The sequence below is a fragment of the Paenibacillus sp. D2_2 genome (assembly GCF_031199965.1).
Lineage (GTDB): Bacteria > Bacillota > Bacilli > Paenibacillales > Paenibacillaceae > Fontibacillus.
In genome coordinates this window covers 3,262,690-3,278,454 of sequence record NZ_CP133605.1, presented here as the reverse complement: position 1 = coordinate 3,278,454, position 15,765 = coordinate 3,262,690, and the positions used below count along the sequence as shown (strand labels likewise).

The window sequence follows — 15,765 nt, the reverse complement described above, 5'->3', positions numbered from 1 at the left end:
TAATCATTTAGTTTCTAATCAATGATAAGGATGTGAGCTGATTGTCAGACCGCCGTGCTGCGCTGGAAATGGCGCTTCGTCAAATAGAAAAACAATTCGGAAAAGGTTCGATCATGAAGTTGGGAGAATCCACACATATGCAGGTGGAAATCGTACCCAGCGGATCAATAGCATTGGATATCGCGCTTGGAACCGGGGGATTGCCTCGCGGAAGAATTATTGAAGTATACGGACCGGAATCTTCCGGTAAGACGACTGTAGCTTTGCATGCAATTGCGGAAGTTCAGAAGATTGGTGGACAAGCTGCATTTATTGATGCGGAACATGCGCTTGATCCTTCCTATGCGGGCAAGCTTGGTGTAAATATTGATGAATTACTGCTGTCCCAGCCGGATACAGGCGAGCAGGCGCTGGAAATCGCCGAAGCGCTTGTACGAAGCGGAGCGGTAGACATTATCGTTATTGACTCAGTAGCAGCATTGGTACCTAAGGCTGAAATTGAGGGAGAAATGGGTGACTCCCACGTCGGTTTGCAGGCTCGTCTGATGTCTCAGGCGCTTCGTAAATTATCGGGGGCAATCAGCAAATCCAAGACGATTGCTATCTTCATTAACCAGCTTCGTGAGAAGGTAGGCGTTATGTTCGGTAATCCGGAGACGACTCCGGGTGGACGTGCACTTAAGTTTTACTCGACAGTACGGCTAGATGTTCGCCGCGTAGAGACGATCAAGATGGGCAATGATATGGTCGGTAACCGGACTCGTATCAAAGTCGTGAAGAATAAGGTAGCTCCGCCGTTCAAACAGGCTGAGATTGATATTATGTATGGTGAAGGGATCTCCAAGGAAGGCAGCATTATCGATATTGGTGTAGAGCAGGATATCGTTGATAAGAGCGGCGCTTGGTATTCTTTCGCTGGCGAGCGTCTTGGTCAGGGACGTGAGAATGCGAAGCAGTATTTGAAAGAACATCCGGAAATTTCGAATACAATCGAGCAAAAGATCCGTGAGAATAGCAATCTGACGACTACAGTTGCCCCATCGTCTGCAAGCGAGCAGGAAGATGAAGCTAAAGAAGAGCAGGCACTTTTCGAAGAAGAATAATAACGATTTGGGAGCGCTCTGCCGCCAGTGATGACTGGTCTGGACAGGGCGCTCTTGTCTAATAAAGGAGCGTAAATTGGGTGGAACAACGATTTGGGAAGCATAGATCCAAACCGTATGCAGCAGCGAGTGAAGACAGTGAAAATAACGAGATCATCGATATTTCTGATCCTAGCTCCTGGGAGAGCAAACGCTCTTACAATGAAGAGAACCGGGAACAGGTGGCTACAAGCCAAGTGGAGGCGGAGAGCAATGACTTGTCTGCATTCCCTGATGGGGAGGAGCTGACCATTACGACGGTACAGCTGCTAAAATCGCCTAAGTTCCGGTATCGCATTTATTTCGGGCCTTTTTCGATAGAAGTTCATGAAGATATTATGGTCAAGTACCGCATGATGAAGGGTGCTGTATTTACAAAGCATGATTTGGAAGAGATCGTTATCGCGGACGAACGGCAGCGAGGATATGGAGAAGCGTTGAAATATCTTAGTCGCAAACCCCGCACTTCATTTGAAATCGCTAGCCGACTGAAGGAGAAGGGCTGGAGTGAAGATACGATCGGTGATGTTATTGAACGACTCATCCAAGAGCGTTGGATTAATGACGCCGCATACGCCCAAGAATGGGCAGGACAGCGACTTCGCAGCCGTGGAAAGGGTAAGGCATGGATCAGACATGAACTGCGTCAGAAGGGCATTTCCAAGCCCTTGATTGAAGAAGCACTTGGCCAGGTCAGTGAAGAGGATGAGTATGACAGCGCGATGCAGCTTGCGCAGCGCAAATGGAGGACTACATCTGGGGAGACGGCTGATAAGAAGCGCAAGATAGGCGCATTCTTGATGCGGAGAGGCTTCTCTGGTCAACTCGTGGGCAAAGTAGTTCGTGAGCTGGTTCAAAAAGATGGTATGGAAGATGGGGATGAGTGGGAAGACTAATAGATTCGGAGCGGAAAAGAAGACATAAATTGTACAAACAAGTCCTTTGCTTGACAATTTCTTTCATTAAATAATAAAATGGTCATGAATCTATATCATTAGGATCCTTATTCCTTCCAAATGATGGATCTGACTAGATTCTATTCGCAATCATGGGGACAAGATTCCGGCATTTTAACGGAATGTTCATGCTGATTTGACGTGATAGCCTGTCTGAATCGGCAAGAAATCGATTCTTTGTATGATGATGAATGAAAAATGAAAACTAACAAGCATCCCAGGGAATGCCTTGGAGGAAACAGCGGGGAGGTGAACAGATGCCACAAGTAATCTGGACGATCATACTCGTTGCCGCCGCTTTATTCTTTGGGTTCGGGATCGGATATTTTATTCGCAAATCTCTTGCAGAAGCTAAAATTTCCAGTGCGGAACACGCTGCAAGTCAAATTTTGGAAAACGCAAAAAAAGACGCAGAAGCACTGAAAAAGGAAACGGTTCTTGAAGCGAAAGATGACATTCATAAACTTAGAACCGAAGCTGATAAAGACATTCGTGAACGTCGGAATGAAATTCAACGACAAGAAAGACGATTGTTGCAAAAAGAAGAGTCGCTGGATAAAAAAATTGAATCACTGGAACGTAAAGAAGAACAAGTAGCTGGCAAAGAGAAAAGAATTGAAGAAACCCAGCAACAGATTGATCTGCTCTATAAGAGTCAGGTTCAGGAGCTTGAGCGTATTTCCAATTTGAGTATGGAGGACGCCCGCACGATCATTCTTAATAATGTCGAGCAGGAAGTTCGCCATGAAACGGCTCAGATGATTAAGGACATTGAGTTGCAGGCGAAGGAAGAAGCCGATAAGAAATCACGTGAAATTATTACGCTGGCGATTCAGCGTTGCGCTGCTGATCACGTTGCGGAGACGACTGTCTCGGTAGTTGCACTTCCGAATGAAGAGATGAAGGGCCGGATTATCGGACGGGAAGGTCGTAACATCAGAGCGCTGGAAACATTGACCGGTATTGATTTGATTATCGATGATACGCCGGAAGCGGTTATCCTATCAGGCTTCGATCCAATTCGTCGTGAGATTGCCCGCACAGCGCTTGAGAAACTGGTAGCTGACGGACGAATTCACCCAGCACGGATCGAAGAGATGGTTGAGAAATCACGTCGTGAAGTGGACGAGAGATTCGTGAATACGGTGAACAAGCAACATTTGAGGTTGGTGTTCACGCACTGCACCCGGATTTAATCAAAATTTTGGGTCGTCTCAAGTTCCGGACAAGCTATGGCCAGAACGTGCTGAAGCACTCGATGGAGGTAGCTTACTTGGCTGGACTGATGGCAGCCGAGCTCGGCGAGGATATCGCGCTCGCCAAACGTGCCGGATTGTTGCATGACATCGGGAAAGCGCTGGATCATGAAGTGGAAGGATCTCATGTCGAAATCGGCGTGGAACTGGCGAAGAAGTATAAGGAACATCCGGTTGTTATCAACAGTATCGCTTCTCACCACGGAGATTGTGAAGCTACTTCGGTTATCGCCATGCTGGTTGGTGCGGCTGATGCATTGTCAGCGGCTAGACCTGGCGCTCGGCGCGAAACGCTTGAAACATATATCCGGCGTTTGGAGAAACTGGAAGAGATCTCAGAATCGTTCGAAGGTGTGGAGAAATCGTTCGCAATTCAGGCAGGCCGTGAGGTACGTGTCATGGTGCAGCCTGAGAAGATCGATGATGCAGAAGCGTTCCGTCTGGCTCGTGACATCACGAAGAAGATTGAGGGTGAGCTCGATTATCCGGGACACATCAAAGTTACCGTCATTCGTGAGACGAGAGCGGTTGAATATGCGAAGTAAAGGTTATGCTGATGAAGTGGCCCCTCGTGGGCCGCTTTTTCATTGAAGCTGTTAAGGTAGTTCATAAAGTCCACTTTTGATCACGATGTAACTCAAAAAGTGATCTCGACATCGAATGTAATCCTGTAGATGAGAAGCAACGGTGTATTGAATGGAGGAGAGACATCATTAAACTATTGTTTATTGGAGATATTGTTGGCAGTACGGGTCGGAATGCAGTGCGGGAATCACTTCCTCGCTTAAAATCTAAATATAATCCTCACATTATTATCGCGAACGGTGAGAATGCGGCAGCTGGTCGCGGAATTACGGAGAAGATCGCCAAGGAGTTTTTTGATCTAGGTATTCACGGCTTAACGATGGGTAATCATACCTGGGATAACAGAGAGATCTTCGATTTCATTGACCGTGAACCTCGTATGGTTCGCCCGGCGAACTTTCCGCCAGGGACACCGGGTATTGGACATACCGTAATTAAGGCGAATGGCAAGGAGCTGGCTGTTGTAAATTTGATGGGACGCACGTTCCTTCCAGCGATCGATGATCCGTTCCGGGCTGCGGATGAGATTATCTCAGAGCTGTCGAAGAAGCATAAATGCATTATGGTTGATTTCCATGCGGAAGCGACCTCTGAAAAGATCGCCATGGGCTGGTATTTGGACGGCAGAGCTTCCTTCGTCGTAGGAACGCATACGCATGTTCAAAGTAACGACGACATTATTTTACCGCAGGGTACAGCTTACCTAACTGATTCCGGCATGGTCGGATCACGTGAGGGTGTGCTTGGTATGGAGCGTTCGGCGGTGATCCGCAAGTTCACGACGCAGCTACCAGTCCGGTTCCAAGTATGTGAAGGAAAATGGCACTTCCACGCTGTGTTCGTCGAGATCGATGAGGCAACAGGTAAAGCGAAAAAGATCGAGAAGATAAGAATGCTTGAAGATGAATGGTTCATGGAATAGCGGATCAGCGATTAAGCGGACTTTTTGAACAACCTCTAAGGCACCTCCCAAAAAGAAGGAATTATTTTGACACTCACGAATATCATCTAAGTAGTGGAGTCAAACCATTATTCCCAGGGAGGTACTTACCATGGAAGTATTAAAAGTTTCAGCAAAATCCAATCCCAACTCCGTTGCCGGTGCTCTAGCTGGAGTTCTAAGAGAGCGTGGTGCTGCTGAACTTCAGGCTATTGGGGCGGGTGCTCTTAACCAGGCCATTAAGGCGGTAGCCATAGCCCGGGGATTCGTTGCACCAAGCGGCGTAGATCTGATATGCATTCCGGCTTTTACGGATATTGTGATTGATGGTGAAGATCGTACAGCGATCAAGCTCATAGTTGAACCTAGATAAGGACTAATAGAGATGTAGTGAACCTGTTTACAACCCCGTAGACAGGTTTTTTTGCATTTAATCTAAGAAATGAATATGAATAAGTAAGATTTAAAATATACTGAGAAATAGAGTGATGAAGGAGGAGGACGTATTGAAAATTGTTGACTTCCATTGTGACGTACTTAGTAAAATACAGTTGGACCGCAATCTGAACTTTAAAAGTGATAACGGGCTTGACGTCAATCTAGAGCGCATGGAGCAAGGAGGCGTTCTACTTCAATGCTTTGCTATTTTCCTATCGGAGAGATTAGGCCCGCCAGGCATTGAACATATTATGGAGCAGCTTGATCTCTATCAAGAGCGTATTGCTGCCGTAGGAATAGAGCTTGTCAGGAATACTGCGGATTTGGATCGTGTTGTAGCCTCTGGAGAAAGGGCAGGTATGCTCTCGATTGAAGGAGCGGATGGCCTAGAGGGAGATCTGTTCTATTTGCGACTATGTTATGAGCGTGGGGTTCGCTTTCTCGGGATTACGTGGAACAATGCGAATTGGGCAGCGGATGGTGTAATGGAGCCGCGGAATGGAGGATTCACCCGGAAAGGGCTTGAGCTTGTGCAGACTTGTCACGAGTTGGGGATCATTCTTGATGTATCGCATTTATCTCAAAAGGGCTTCTGGGAGCTTGTAGAGCTGTCTGAGAGCGCAAAGCGACCTTTTATCGCCTCTCATTCCAACGCCTATCATATTTGCCCACATGCACGTAATTTGCAGGATGAGCAAATTAGAGCGATAATAGAGAGCGGCGGTCGGATTGGTGTAACATTTGTTCCTTGGTTTGTCAATGATAGCTCGGTAGTACACAGTGAAGATCTTCTACCGCATATTGATCATATTTGCCAACTTGGTGGCGAAAAACATATTATGTTTGGTTCTGATTTCGATGGGATCGATACCCACATTGATGATTTGCGGCATGCAGGGGACTACTGCAGATGGGTAGAGACCCTACTTAAATACTACCCGGAGGAGCTCGTAAATGGGTGGCTGTCCGGCAATGCGCTGGAATTTTTGCGAAAGTGGATACCTCAGGGAAAGTAAGCGCTTTAATTAATCCAATTACGAGATCGTTATGATCGAAAACTACTATATGAAAAAAGGGTGGAAAACGCTTGCTTTTTATATGTCTTCGACATAAAATTGACATGACTCTGAAACAGAATGTTCACAAGCGTGGTGGTAAACTGTGATGGTTAGCACGTCTGTGAACGGGGAGTACTACTATTATTTTAATTTTATATCTTTTATAGTGCGATACGATTAAAGGGGTGGGCGATCTTGATTAGTCAATTGTCTTGGAAGATCGGTGGACAGCAAGGCGAAGGTGTTGAAAGTACGGACCGGATTTTTTCGACAGCCTTGAATAGACTTGGATATTATTTGTACGGGTACCGTCATTTTTCCTCGCGTATTAAAGGTGGTCATACGAACAACAAAATTCGGATTAGTACCAAGCCGATTCGAGCTATTTCCGACGACTTGGACATCTTAGTCGCTTTTGACCAAGAGAGTATCGATTTAAATGCGCATGAGCTTTGCAGCGGTGGAGTCATCGTAGCGGATGCGAAATTTAATCCATCTGTTCCTGAAGGAATTGATGCGAAGCTGTTCCCTGTTCCGATTACGAGCATTGCAGAGGAACTGGGCACTTCACTGATGAAGAATATGGTTGCTTCAGGTGCTTCTTGGGCCCTCTTAGGATTGCCGCTCGAAGTATTCAATAAAGCGGTAGAAGAGGAATTTGGTCGTAAAGGCCAAGCGATTGTGGATAAAAATATCGAAGCGGTGAAACGCGGTGCTGATTTTGTGCTGGAGCTCGCCGGGGGACCTCTTGATAACTTCAAGCTGGAACCAGCTGATGGCAAGCAGAAGCTATTTATGATCGGTAATGATGCAATCGGGCTAGGTGCGGTTGCAGCAGGCTGCCGGATTATGAGCGCGTATCCGATTACACCAGCTTCTGAAATTATGGAATATTTGATTAAGAAATTGCCTAAGTTCGGCGGTACAGTTGTACAGACTGAGGATGAAATCGCCGCAATTACGATGGCCATCGGTTCGAACTATGCTGGTGTACGCTCCATGACTGCATCCGCAGGACCAGGATTGTCGTTGATGATGGAGGCGATCGGACTTGCTGGTATGACTGAGACTCCGGTCGTTATCGTCGATACACAACGCGGTGGACCAAGTACTGGACTTCCGACGAAGCAGGAGCAGAGTGATATCAATGCACTGATTTACGGAACACATGGTGAGATTCCGAAGATCGTCATTGCACCAAGCTCGATTGAAGAATGCTTCTACGATACCATTGAGGCCTTCAATCTGGCCGAGAAGTATCAAGTGCCTGTTATCGTGGCTACTGACCTGCAATTGTCTTTGGGTAAGCAGTCCTGTGAGACACTCGATTATAACAAGATTCAAATTGAACGTGGCTATATCGTGAAGGACATTCCGGATCGTGAAGATAATAGTATGTTCAACCGTTATGCGGTTACGGACAATGGCATTTCGCCACGGGTATTGCCTGGAGAGAAGAATGGCATTCACCATGTCACTGGTGTAGAGCATGATGAGTCAGGACGTCCTTCCGAGTCGACGAGCAACCGAAAGAAGATGATGGATAAGCGTCTACGCAAGCTGGACGAACTGAAGATTACCAATCCGATCCATCTACATTCTCCGCATGCCGAGCCTGATCTTCTGATCGTAGGCATGGGCTCAACTGGCGGTACGATCGATCAAGCTCGTCTTCGTTTGAATGGTGAAGGAGTTACGTCCAACCATATGACGGTACGTCAGATGCATCCGTTCCCGACCGAGCTAATCCTTTCAGAGATTGAGAAGGCCAAGAAAGTACTCGTATTTGAGAATAATGCGACCGGTCAATTAGCGAACTTGATGAAACTGCATTGCGGCAATCACGATAAAATTCTGAATGCATTGAAATATGATGGTACACCGTTCCTGCCTTCAGAAGTATTCGAAGAATGCGCAAAGGCCGCCGGCTATAAACCGCACGAGGAGTTGGTACAAAATGGCAACCTTTAAGGAGTTCCGTAACAATATCAAACCTAACTGGTGTCCAGGTTGTGGGGATTTTTCAGTGCAAGCCGCAATTCAACGCGCTGCAGCAAACGTGGACTTGAACCGGAGAACTTGGCTGTAATCTCAGGAATCGGCTGCTCCGGACGGATCTCCGGATATATTAATGCATATGGTCTCCATGGTATTCACGGCCGTGCGCTACCAATTGCTCAAGGTGTGAAGCTGGCTAACCGCGATCTAACGGTAATTGCTTCCGGCGGTGACGGTGATGGCTTCGCGATCGGAATCGGACATACGATTCATGCAATCCGCAGAAATATCAATATGACATACATCGTAATGGATAACCAGATATATGGTCTGACGAAGGGTCAAACTTCGCCGCGAAGCGGTGAAGGCTTCAAGACGAAGAGCACACCTGAAGGTTCGATAGAGACGACGCTATCTCCACTCGAACTGGCGATTTCGGCAGGAGCAACCTTTGTCGCACAATCGTTCTCTAGCGATCTGAAGCAATTGACTTCTTTGATAGAGCAAGGCATTCAGCATGAAGGATTCTCGTTGATTAACGTATTTAGCCCGTGCGTAACCTTTAACAAGGTAAACACATACGACTGGTTCAAAGAACATATTACGAATCTCGATACTATGCCAGATTACGATCCTAGCAACCGCACGAAGGCGATGACTACACTGATGGATACAGGCAGTATGATCACGGGTCTGATCTATCAGAACAAGGAGAAGAAGTGCTACGAGGATCTGGTTCATGGCTTCAAGGCAGAACCGCTTGTGAATCAATCGCTGGCATTAACTGAGACTGAGTTTGACAATCTTGTTGCAGAATTCAGATAATAGGCTAAAAGATGTCCGTAAATTACGGACATTTTTTCTTTTTACGTGAAAAAGGTGTATAATAGTGGGCGATGTAGAAATGTCACACCCGTGATAGAGAAAAACGAGGAGTGTTTACAAATGAGCAAGACTGTACCTGTCGGCGTATCAGCACGTCATATTCACTTAACTCAAGAGCATATTGAAGCATTATTCGGACAAGGCTATCAGCTTACTGAATTCAAGCCATTGTCCCAACCAGGACAATTCGCGTCTAACGAGACAGTAGCTGTCGTTGGACCTAAAGGCCAGTTCGACAAAGTTCGTATTCTGGGACCTGCTCGTCCAGCATCCCAATTGGAAATTTCCCGTACTGATTCCTTCGCGATCGGCGTTAAGGCTCCGGTTCGTGAATCGGGAAAAATAGAAGGAACCCCTGGTGTTAAGGTGGTAGGTCCGGCTGGCGAAATTGAGCTTGAACAAGGCGTCATCGTAGCTGCCCGTCATATCCACTTCCATACATCTGATGCTGAGAAATGGGGCATCAAGGATAAAGAGTTGTTGAAGGTTCGCTTCGGTGGAGAACGTGGCATGATTATGGAAAACGTCATTGCACGCGTATCAGATTCCTTCGCACTTGATATGCATATCGATACCGACGAAGCAAATGCTGCCAGCGTGAAGAATGGCGACACTGCAGAAATCGTAGAATAATTACTTGTTATAAAAAAGGGTCTCGCCTGATCTGATTGATCAGGGAGACCCTTTTTTCATTTTATGGATTTTGAAGCTTATTTACTCACTTTCGATCGCTACGGCATGGGCAATACACGGATACTCTCCCCTTGCTGATACGAGATGGGGGAAGGAGGGCGCCGGTGGCGACAACGAGTATTCGCTTCAGTTCTCCACGTTTCATACGGTTCAACAGGTGGCCGTAGGTCACAACAGCAGAGCAAGCGCAGCCACTCGCCCCAGCTTGTACATTCTGCTTGTCATAGTTATAGATCATCATCCCGCAATCCTGATAATCCGTCTGCTCAATTGGAAAGTTGTGGCGCTTGAACAGTTCTTTGGAAATTCCATAGCCAACTTTGGACAGATCACCAGTTACGATCAGATCATAGTAAGAAGGCTCAATCTGCATATCACGGAAGTGCGCTTGGATCGTATCTACTGCAGCTGGGGCCATCGCAGCCCCCATGTTCAAGGGATCGGTGATCCCCATATCAATAACGCGACCGATCGTTGCTGAGGTTACCTTCGGACCGTTGCCTTCCAGCGATAGGACGGCTGATCCAGAGCCAGTTACGGTAAATTGGGCGGTTAGCGGCTTCTGTGAGCCGTATTCCGTCGGATATCTGAACTGCTTCTCTACGCTGGCATTGTGGCTACACGTACCAGCGAGCGCATGCTTGGCGCCGTTGTAGTTTACAATATAAGCAGCCAAGGCAAGGCTCTCCATCGAGGTGGAGCAGGCACCGAATACGCCAAGATAGGGGATATTGAGTGTCCGAGCCGCAAAGCTGCTGCTGATAATTTGGTTCATCAAGTCGCCGCCGAAGTAGAACTGGATCTGCTCTTTAGTGAGTCCAGCCTTCTCGATCGCCATGCTAGCTGACTCTTCTAGCAAGGTTTTCTCTGCCTTTTCCCAGCTTTCTTGTCCTAAGTACAAATCACCATGAATGGTATCGAAATCATTGGCCAAAGGCCCTTGACCCTCAAATGGTCCGACGATCGTGGCGCTGCTTATTATGGTTGGCCTATTCTCGAATACCCAGCTTTGATGGCCTTGTAGCATAATTAGTGACCTCCTCCGGCAAAATCAGGAATGAAGACAGCATAGAATAAACCGATGATGAACGCGGCAAAGGTTCCGAATACAATGACGGAACCGGCGAGTTGGAACATGCCAGCGCCAACTCCCAGGACTAGCCCTTCTGCGCGATGTTCAAGAGCTGATGAGGTCATTGAGTTCGCGAATCCGGTCACGGGTACAGCTGTGCCAGCTCCAGCCCATTGTGCAATTTTGTCATAGACACCTAAGCATGTTAGTATGACAGCGATCAGAACGAGTACGGCGACCGTTGGATTGGAGGCTGTCTTGTCGTTAAATCCGCCAAAGGCGATAAATGCCTGACGAATGCACTCGCCGAGCAGGCAGATGCATCCACCGACCAGAAAAGCACGCAGGCAGTTTTTAAGTACTGGCCGTTTGGGCTCCATAGACGAGGCCAGACGCTGATACTTCTGCTGCGTAGGTGTCAGCTTTTTATTTTTTGCCTTAGCCATATTACGCACTTCCTTTATTGTTGTATCAACACTTGCCTTGTATTATCGATGACTAGCTGAAGCTGCTCGGAGCAATTCGTATATATCTGCTTGTTCGTCTTATTCTCTGTCGAGAGGGCGAACAGCTCAAGATCTGCTTGGCATTTCTTGAGTGTTGCCAGAAGCAGGGGCTTCTCCTGCGGCTGTGGAATCTTGATTTTATCATCATACAGGTCGACATAGAGCTGTCCATAACCATCGACTTGACCAACATAGACATTGTCTAGGGTGACGCCCTGCTTCTCCAGTTCGGTATTTAGCCATTGTCGGCCAAATCCTGCTGTCGCCAAAGGTTCATCCATAATTTTCCCATCGAGAATAACAGTTTGCGGCTCCGCTTCAGGCGGGAGGGTTACGTCTGTTATACCTAGATGCGCAGGTGTGATCGGTTGATATATATCCTTCAGCAAGGCGTTGACCTGGCCGTCCGGTTCAATGACGGCGTATTCGACCTGGGACAATTTGAATATACTCTTTCTGCGGAGTTGCTCCATGAGCTCCTCGTTGGTCAGTTTCTCTTTCTTCAGGTTATCCTCAAGTACTTTTCCGTCTTTAATAAGAACGGTGCCCTTACTGTCAATCCAGTCTCTCGATTTCTTGCTCTTCAGCTGGAGGAACTCGATTCCTAAAGAGACGAAGAACCAGGTTACAATGGCGATTAGCGCAATGTACCAATCTTGATCATGGTTAATAGATAGAAAAGCGGCTAAATCCCCAATGGTTATCCCTGTGACATATTCGAAAAAGGTTAGTTGTGAGAGCTGTCTTTTCCCGAGCAAACGAGTCATTAGAAAAAGTACAAAGGCGGCAGATAATGTCCTGACGATGATCTCCAACCATAAGGCCATAACAAGGCTCCTTTCAGTAAGCGCAAATTGACGGATGCATTACCCCAATTATGTGCAATTAGCGTAATATTACTAACACAATATTTGGCAAGGAGTGCAGATGCATCAGTCAGTGTGATTAAGGAAAAATTAATTCTTGTTCAAATTGATAAACTATAAGGTGGTGAACACATTGACCGTAGCGTCCCAAGTGAAGACAACTGTAGCTTCCCTAAAAAGCGCCCAGGCCAGCCTTGAGTCGTTTGCTTTAAGCACGCAAAACCAACAAGCAAAACAACTGTTCACTAATGCTGCTGAGCAAACTCAGCAAATCGTGGATCAGGTGGAAACGCGGGTAAAGCAGTTAGAGCAGGAAGAGCCGCAGTATAAAGGTTTCTAACATAAGTTTTTAACAGTTTGAAGGAAATGAAGAGAAACCTCGTTCGCATCTGAATGAGGTTTCTTTTTGTGCTGTGGACGGGCTTTCCATTGGCATATGAATACGGATGATTTCACGGGAACCCAGGTAGATAAGCACTATAAATCATGTTATAATTTAGTGTAATGCATTTTTATAAGGTTACTGAACCTCTTAGGTAGACACATAGATTGTAAAAGGGAGTGAGCCGACACCGTGGCTAAAGAAACCAAGGATTACTCCAAGTATTTTGATTTTTCAGACGCTAAAGTCATCTCGGAGGACGAACGAGGGAAGAAGATCAGAATCCGCGGACGGGAGATCCAAATCTTGTCGGAACCGAATAGTCGCATCGAGAAACAACGGGGTAAGGAAGAGATCAAAGTGCTGTATGACAATATGGTACCGGAGGATCTTCGGAATATTGGACTTGGCAAGCACTATATTGTTTACACATATGGTTGCCAGATGAACGAGCACGACAGTGAGACGATCAAGGGTCTTTTGGAGCAGATGGGTTACCAGCCTACAGAGGACCGCAAAGAAGCGGACATCATACTGTTCAATACCTGTGCGATCCGTGAGAATGCCGAAGACAAAGTATTCGGTGAACTCGGGCATATGAAAGTGCTGAAAATGGAGAAGCCGGATTTACTCCTCGGCGTGTGCGGCTGTATGTCGCAGGAAGAGGGCGTAGTGAACCGGATTTTGCAGAAGCACGGTTTTGTAGATATGATATTCGGTACGCATAATGTTCATCGTCTGCCTTATTTGATTCAGGAGGCGCTGTTCAGTAAAGAGATGGTGGTCGAAGTCTGGTCGAAGGAAGGCGACATCATCGAGAATCTACCTAAGAAACGCGAAGGCATGCGTGCTTGGGTGAACATTATGTATGGTTGTGACAAGTTCTGTACATATTGTATCGTTCCATTTACCCGAGGGAAGGAGCGAAGCCGTAGGCCGGAGGACGTTATCGCTGAAGTGAGAGAACTGGCACGGCAGGGTTTCAAGGAGATTACGCTGCTTGGTCAGAACGTGAATGCTTACGGCAAGGATTTCACCGATATTAATTATAGATTCGGGGATCTTATGGATGATATCCGTAAGATCGACATTCCGCGCATCCGTTTCACGACCTCGCATCCTCGTGATTTTGATGATCATCTGATCGAAGTGCTGGCGAAGGGCGGCAATCTGGTAGAACATATTCATCTTCCGGTGCAGTCTGGCAGCAGTGATGTACTGAAGAAGATGAGCCGTAAATATACGCGTGAGAGTTATTTGGAGCTCGCAGCGAAGATTAAGGCCGCAATACCAAATGTAGTGCTTACAACCGACATTATCGTTGGTTTCCCAGGGGAGACGGATGAACAGTTCGAGGAGACATTATCTCTGGTACGTGAAGTCGGTTATGACATGGCATATACATTTATATATTCACCGCGTGAAGGAACGCCGGCCGCAGTTATGGAAGATAATGTACCGATGGAAGTGAAGAAGCAGCGGCTGCAGCGGCTGAATGATACGATCAACGAATATTGCCGCAAGTATAATGATGCGCTTCGTGGTGAAATTGTTGAAGTGCTGGTCGAAGGAGAGAGCAAGCGGAATTCAAATATTCTCTCCGGCCGGACAAGAACGAATAAGCTCGTTCATTTTGAAGGAAGCACCGATTTGATCGGTAAATTCGTCATGGTGGAAATCACAGAACCGATGACTTGGTATATCAAGGGGAATATTATACCGGAGAGCGTTACTTCCGTGTCTTAAAGAGGTATTGAAAACCTACCTTTTTGAACACGCATTTAATTTACCCGGAAAACCTGGTTCAACCGAAAAATTCTACTGAAGCACAACCGAAAGCATTTGATGAGGAGGGGAAACCTTGACGCAGCAACATCAACAGCATACCGATTGCGGAATTCCAAAGTTTGATTCCCGTGATCTGGTCATTCGTGAAGATATTATGGTAAAAGCGAAGGAATTGGCTGATTTGATCGGCACTAGCGAGGAAGTTCAGACATTCAAGAAAGCCGAGGAGCAAATTCAGAAGCATGATAAGGTGCAAAGTCTGATTAGCGCCATTAAGAAGAAGCAGAAGGAAATTGTTGCATTCGAGAGCTTTCAGAATAAAGCGATGGTGGATAAAATCGAAGCTGAAATTTCAGTGTTGCAGGATGAACTCGACGGCATTCCACTCGTTACTGATTTTCAGCAAAGCCAAAGTGATATCAATTATTTGCTGCAGCTTGTCATTTCGGTAATAAGTGATACTGTTTCAGAGAAGGTTAATGTAGAGACTGGAAGCGGAGAGCCGGCAATGACTTCCGGCTATGGTGATTAATGATGTTATAAGTCGGTGCGGAAGTGCGCTTCCGCACCTTTTTATTGATTGCTGAATCGGCGCCTTGACGAGAAGAAATAAATAGAGAATAAGGAGTTAACGATTCATGGATTGGTCAGAAATTATGTTGAAAGAGCAGATGAGCTTTTCAGGCAATTTGGGTATGAAATTCAACCGGATTGATACGGATTTTGTGGAGCTGGAGTTGGAGATCGAAGAGAAGCACCTTAACTATGTCGGTATCGTACATGGAGGAGTTCTATCTTCGTTGATGGATCAAGCAATGGGAACTCTAGTAGGCGCGATTAAAGGACGCCTTGGGGTAACTACGCATCTGAATGTTAATTTTCTACATGCTGCTAAGGCAGGAGCGATTAAAACCTATGCTTATCCAGTACACGAGACCTTCCGCACGATGACCTGCCGCGCAGAGGTTCGAGATAGCAATGATGAGCTATGCTGTGTGGCTACTGGAACATTTCGATTGCCTCGTGAATAGGCGAGGGTGCAGGCAGGATTTTCAAGTAAGTCTGTAATTAATCATATTATTAATTAATGACATTAGTAAGAATTGTGTATTCTTTTATTGCAAATTTCGTCCTTAGGGTAGAATGATATGTAATAATATGTTCAAGTGAAAGTTCAAAAAGGCCGATCGTGATCAAAAA

General features: G+C 46.4%; 13 protein-coding genes and 3 pseudogenes. 13 read left to right on the top strand and 3 right to left on the bottom strand.

Annotated features, from left to right (window positions below; all coding sequences use genetic code 11):
- Positions 1 to 41: 41 nt before the first annotated feature.
- The 9 genes and pseudogenes from recA to pduL all read left to right on the top strand — a co-directional run bounded on the left by recA (position 42) and on the right by pduL (position 9,891).
- Positions 42 to 1,103 (top strand): recombinase RecA, encoded by a 1,062-nt coding sequence (recA, locus tag RE628_RS16700; protein ID WP_309154132.1) that lies wholly within the window; start codon positions 42 to 44, stop codon positions 1,101 to 1,103.
- Between the two features lie 80 nt (positions 1,104 to 1,183).
- Positions 1,184 to 2,038, top strand: a complete 855-nt coding sequence (locus RE628_RS16695; protein WP_309154131.1) for a regulatory protein RecX — start codon at positions 1,184 to 1,186, stop codon at positions 2,036 to 2,038.
- A 317-nt stretch (positions 2,039 to 2,355) separates the two neighbouring features.
- Positions 2,356 to 3,899 (top strand): annotated as a pseudogene (gene rny / locus RE628_RS16690) (ribonuclease Y).
- 167 nt (positions 3,900 to 4,066) lie between these two features.
- Positions 4,067 to 4,861, top strand: coding sequence for a TIGR00282 family metallophosphoesterase (locus RE628_RS16685; protein ID WP_309159488.1), 795 nt, complete (start codon positions 4,067 to 4,069; stop codon positions 4,859 to 4,861).
- Positions 4,862 to 4,991: 130 nt separating this feature from the next.
- Positions 4,992 to 5,252: a stage V sporulation protein S gene (locus RE628_RS16680; protein WP_006286829.1), complete on the top strand. Its 261-nt coding sequence runs from the start codon at positions 4,992 to 4,994 to the stop codon at positions 5,250 to 5,252.
- Between the two features lie 133 nt (positions 5,253 to 5,385).
- Entirely contained in the window at positions 5,386 to 6,333 is a 948-nt protein-coding gene (locus tag RE628_RS16675; protein WP_309154130.1) for a dipeptidase, read from the top strand.
- Between the two features lie 237 nt (positions 6,334 to 6,570).
- Entirely contained in the window at positions 6,571 to 8,346 is a 1,776-nt protein-coding gene (locus RE628_RS16670; protein ID WP_309154129.1) for a 2-oxoacid:acceptor oxidoreductase subunit alpha, read from the top strand.
- Positions 8,333 to 9,198, top strand: a pseudogene (locus RE628_RS16665) (2-oxoacid:ferredoxin oxidoreductase subunit beta). The gene RE628_RS16670 and the pseudogene RE628_RS16665 overlap by 14 nt, the downstream one beginning before the upstream one ends.
- A gap of 120 nt (positions 9,199 to 9,318) precedes the next feature.
- Positions 9,319 to 9,891, top strand: a complete 573-nt coding sequence (gene pduL / locus RE628_RS16660; RefSeq protein WP_309154128.1) for a phosphate propanoyltransferase — start codon at positions 9,319 to 9,321, stop codon at positions 9,889 to 9,891.
- An 81-nt stretch (positions 9,892 to 9,972) separates the two neighbouring features.
- On the opposite strand, the pseudogene spoVAD reads toward pduL, so the two are convergent.
- The 3 genes and pseudogenes from spoVAD to RE628_RS16645 form a co-directional block, all read right to left on the bottom strand.
- Positions 9,973 to 10,978, bottom strand: a pseudogene (gene spoVAD, locus RE628_RS16655) (stage V sporulation protein AD).
- Positions 10,979 to 10,980: 2 nt separating this feature from the next.
- The gene (gene spoVAC, locus RE628_RS16650; protein ID WP_309154127.1) at positions 10,981 to 11,469 is read right to left on the bottom strand and encodes a stage V sporulation protein AC; all 489 of its coding nucleotides are present in this window, start codon (positions 11,467 to 11,469) and stop codon (positions 10,981 to 10,983) included.
- Between the two features lie 14 nt (positions 11,470 to 11,483).
- Positions 11,484 to 12,356, bottom strand: coding sequence for a DUF421 domain-containing protein (locus RE628_RS16645; protein ID WP_309154126.1), 873 nt, complete (start codon positions 12,354 to 12,356; stop codon positions 11,484 to 11,486).
- Between the two features lie 172 nt (positions 12,357 to 12,528).
- Between RE628_RS16645 and RE628_RS16640 the strand changes: the two genes are divergently transcribed.
- From RE628_RS16640 to RE628_RS16625, 4 genes are all read left to right on the top strand, one after another.
- Complete coding sequence (locus RE628_RS16640; protein ID WP_309154125.1) at positions 12,529 to 12,735, top strand: DUF1657 domain-containing protein; 207 nt, start codon at positions 12,529 to 12,531, stop codon at positions 12,733 to 12,735.
- Between the two features lie 234 nt (positions 12,736 to 12,969).
- Positions 12,970 to 14,523 carry a tRNA (N6-isopentenyl adenosine(37)-C2)-methylthiotransferase MiaB gene (gene miaB / locus RE628_RS16635; RefSeq protein WP_309154124.1) on the top strand — a complete coding sequence of 518 codons (1,554 nt, stop codon included), beginning with the start codon at positions 12,970 to 12,972 and terminating at the stop codon, positions 14,521 to 14,523.
- Between the two features lie 115 nt (positions 14,524 to 14,638).
- Complete coding sequence (locus tag RE628_RS16630; protein WP_309154123.1) at positions 14,639 to 15,097, top strand: YlbF/YmcA family competence regulator; 459 nt, start codon at positions 14,639 to 14,641, stop codon at positions 15,095 to 15,097.
- A gap of 106 nt (positions 15,098 to 15,203) precedes the next feature.
- Positions 15,204 to 15,596, top strand: coding sequence for a PaaI family thioesterase (locus RE628_RS16625; protein WP_309154122.1), 393 nt, complete (start codon positions 15,204 to 15,206; stop codon positions 15,594 to 15,596).
- Positions 15,597 to 15,765: the final 169 nt, after the last annotated feature.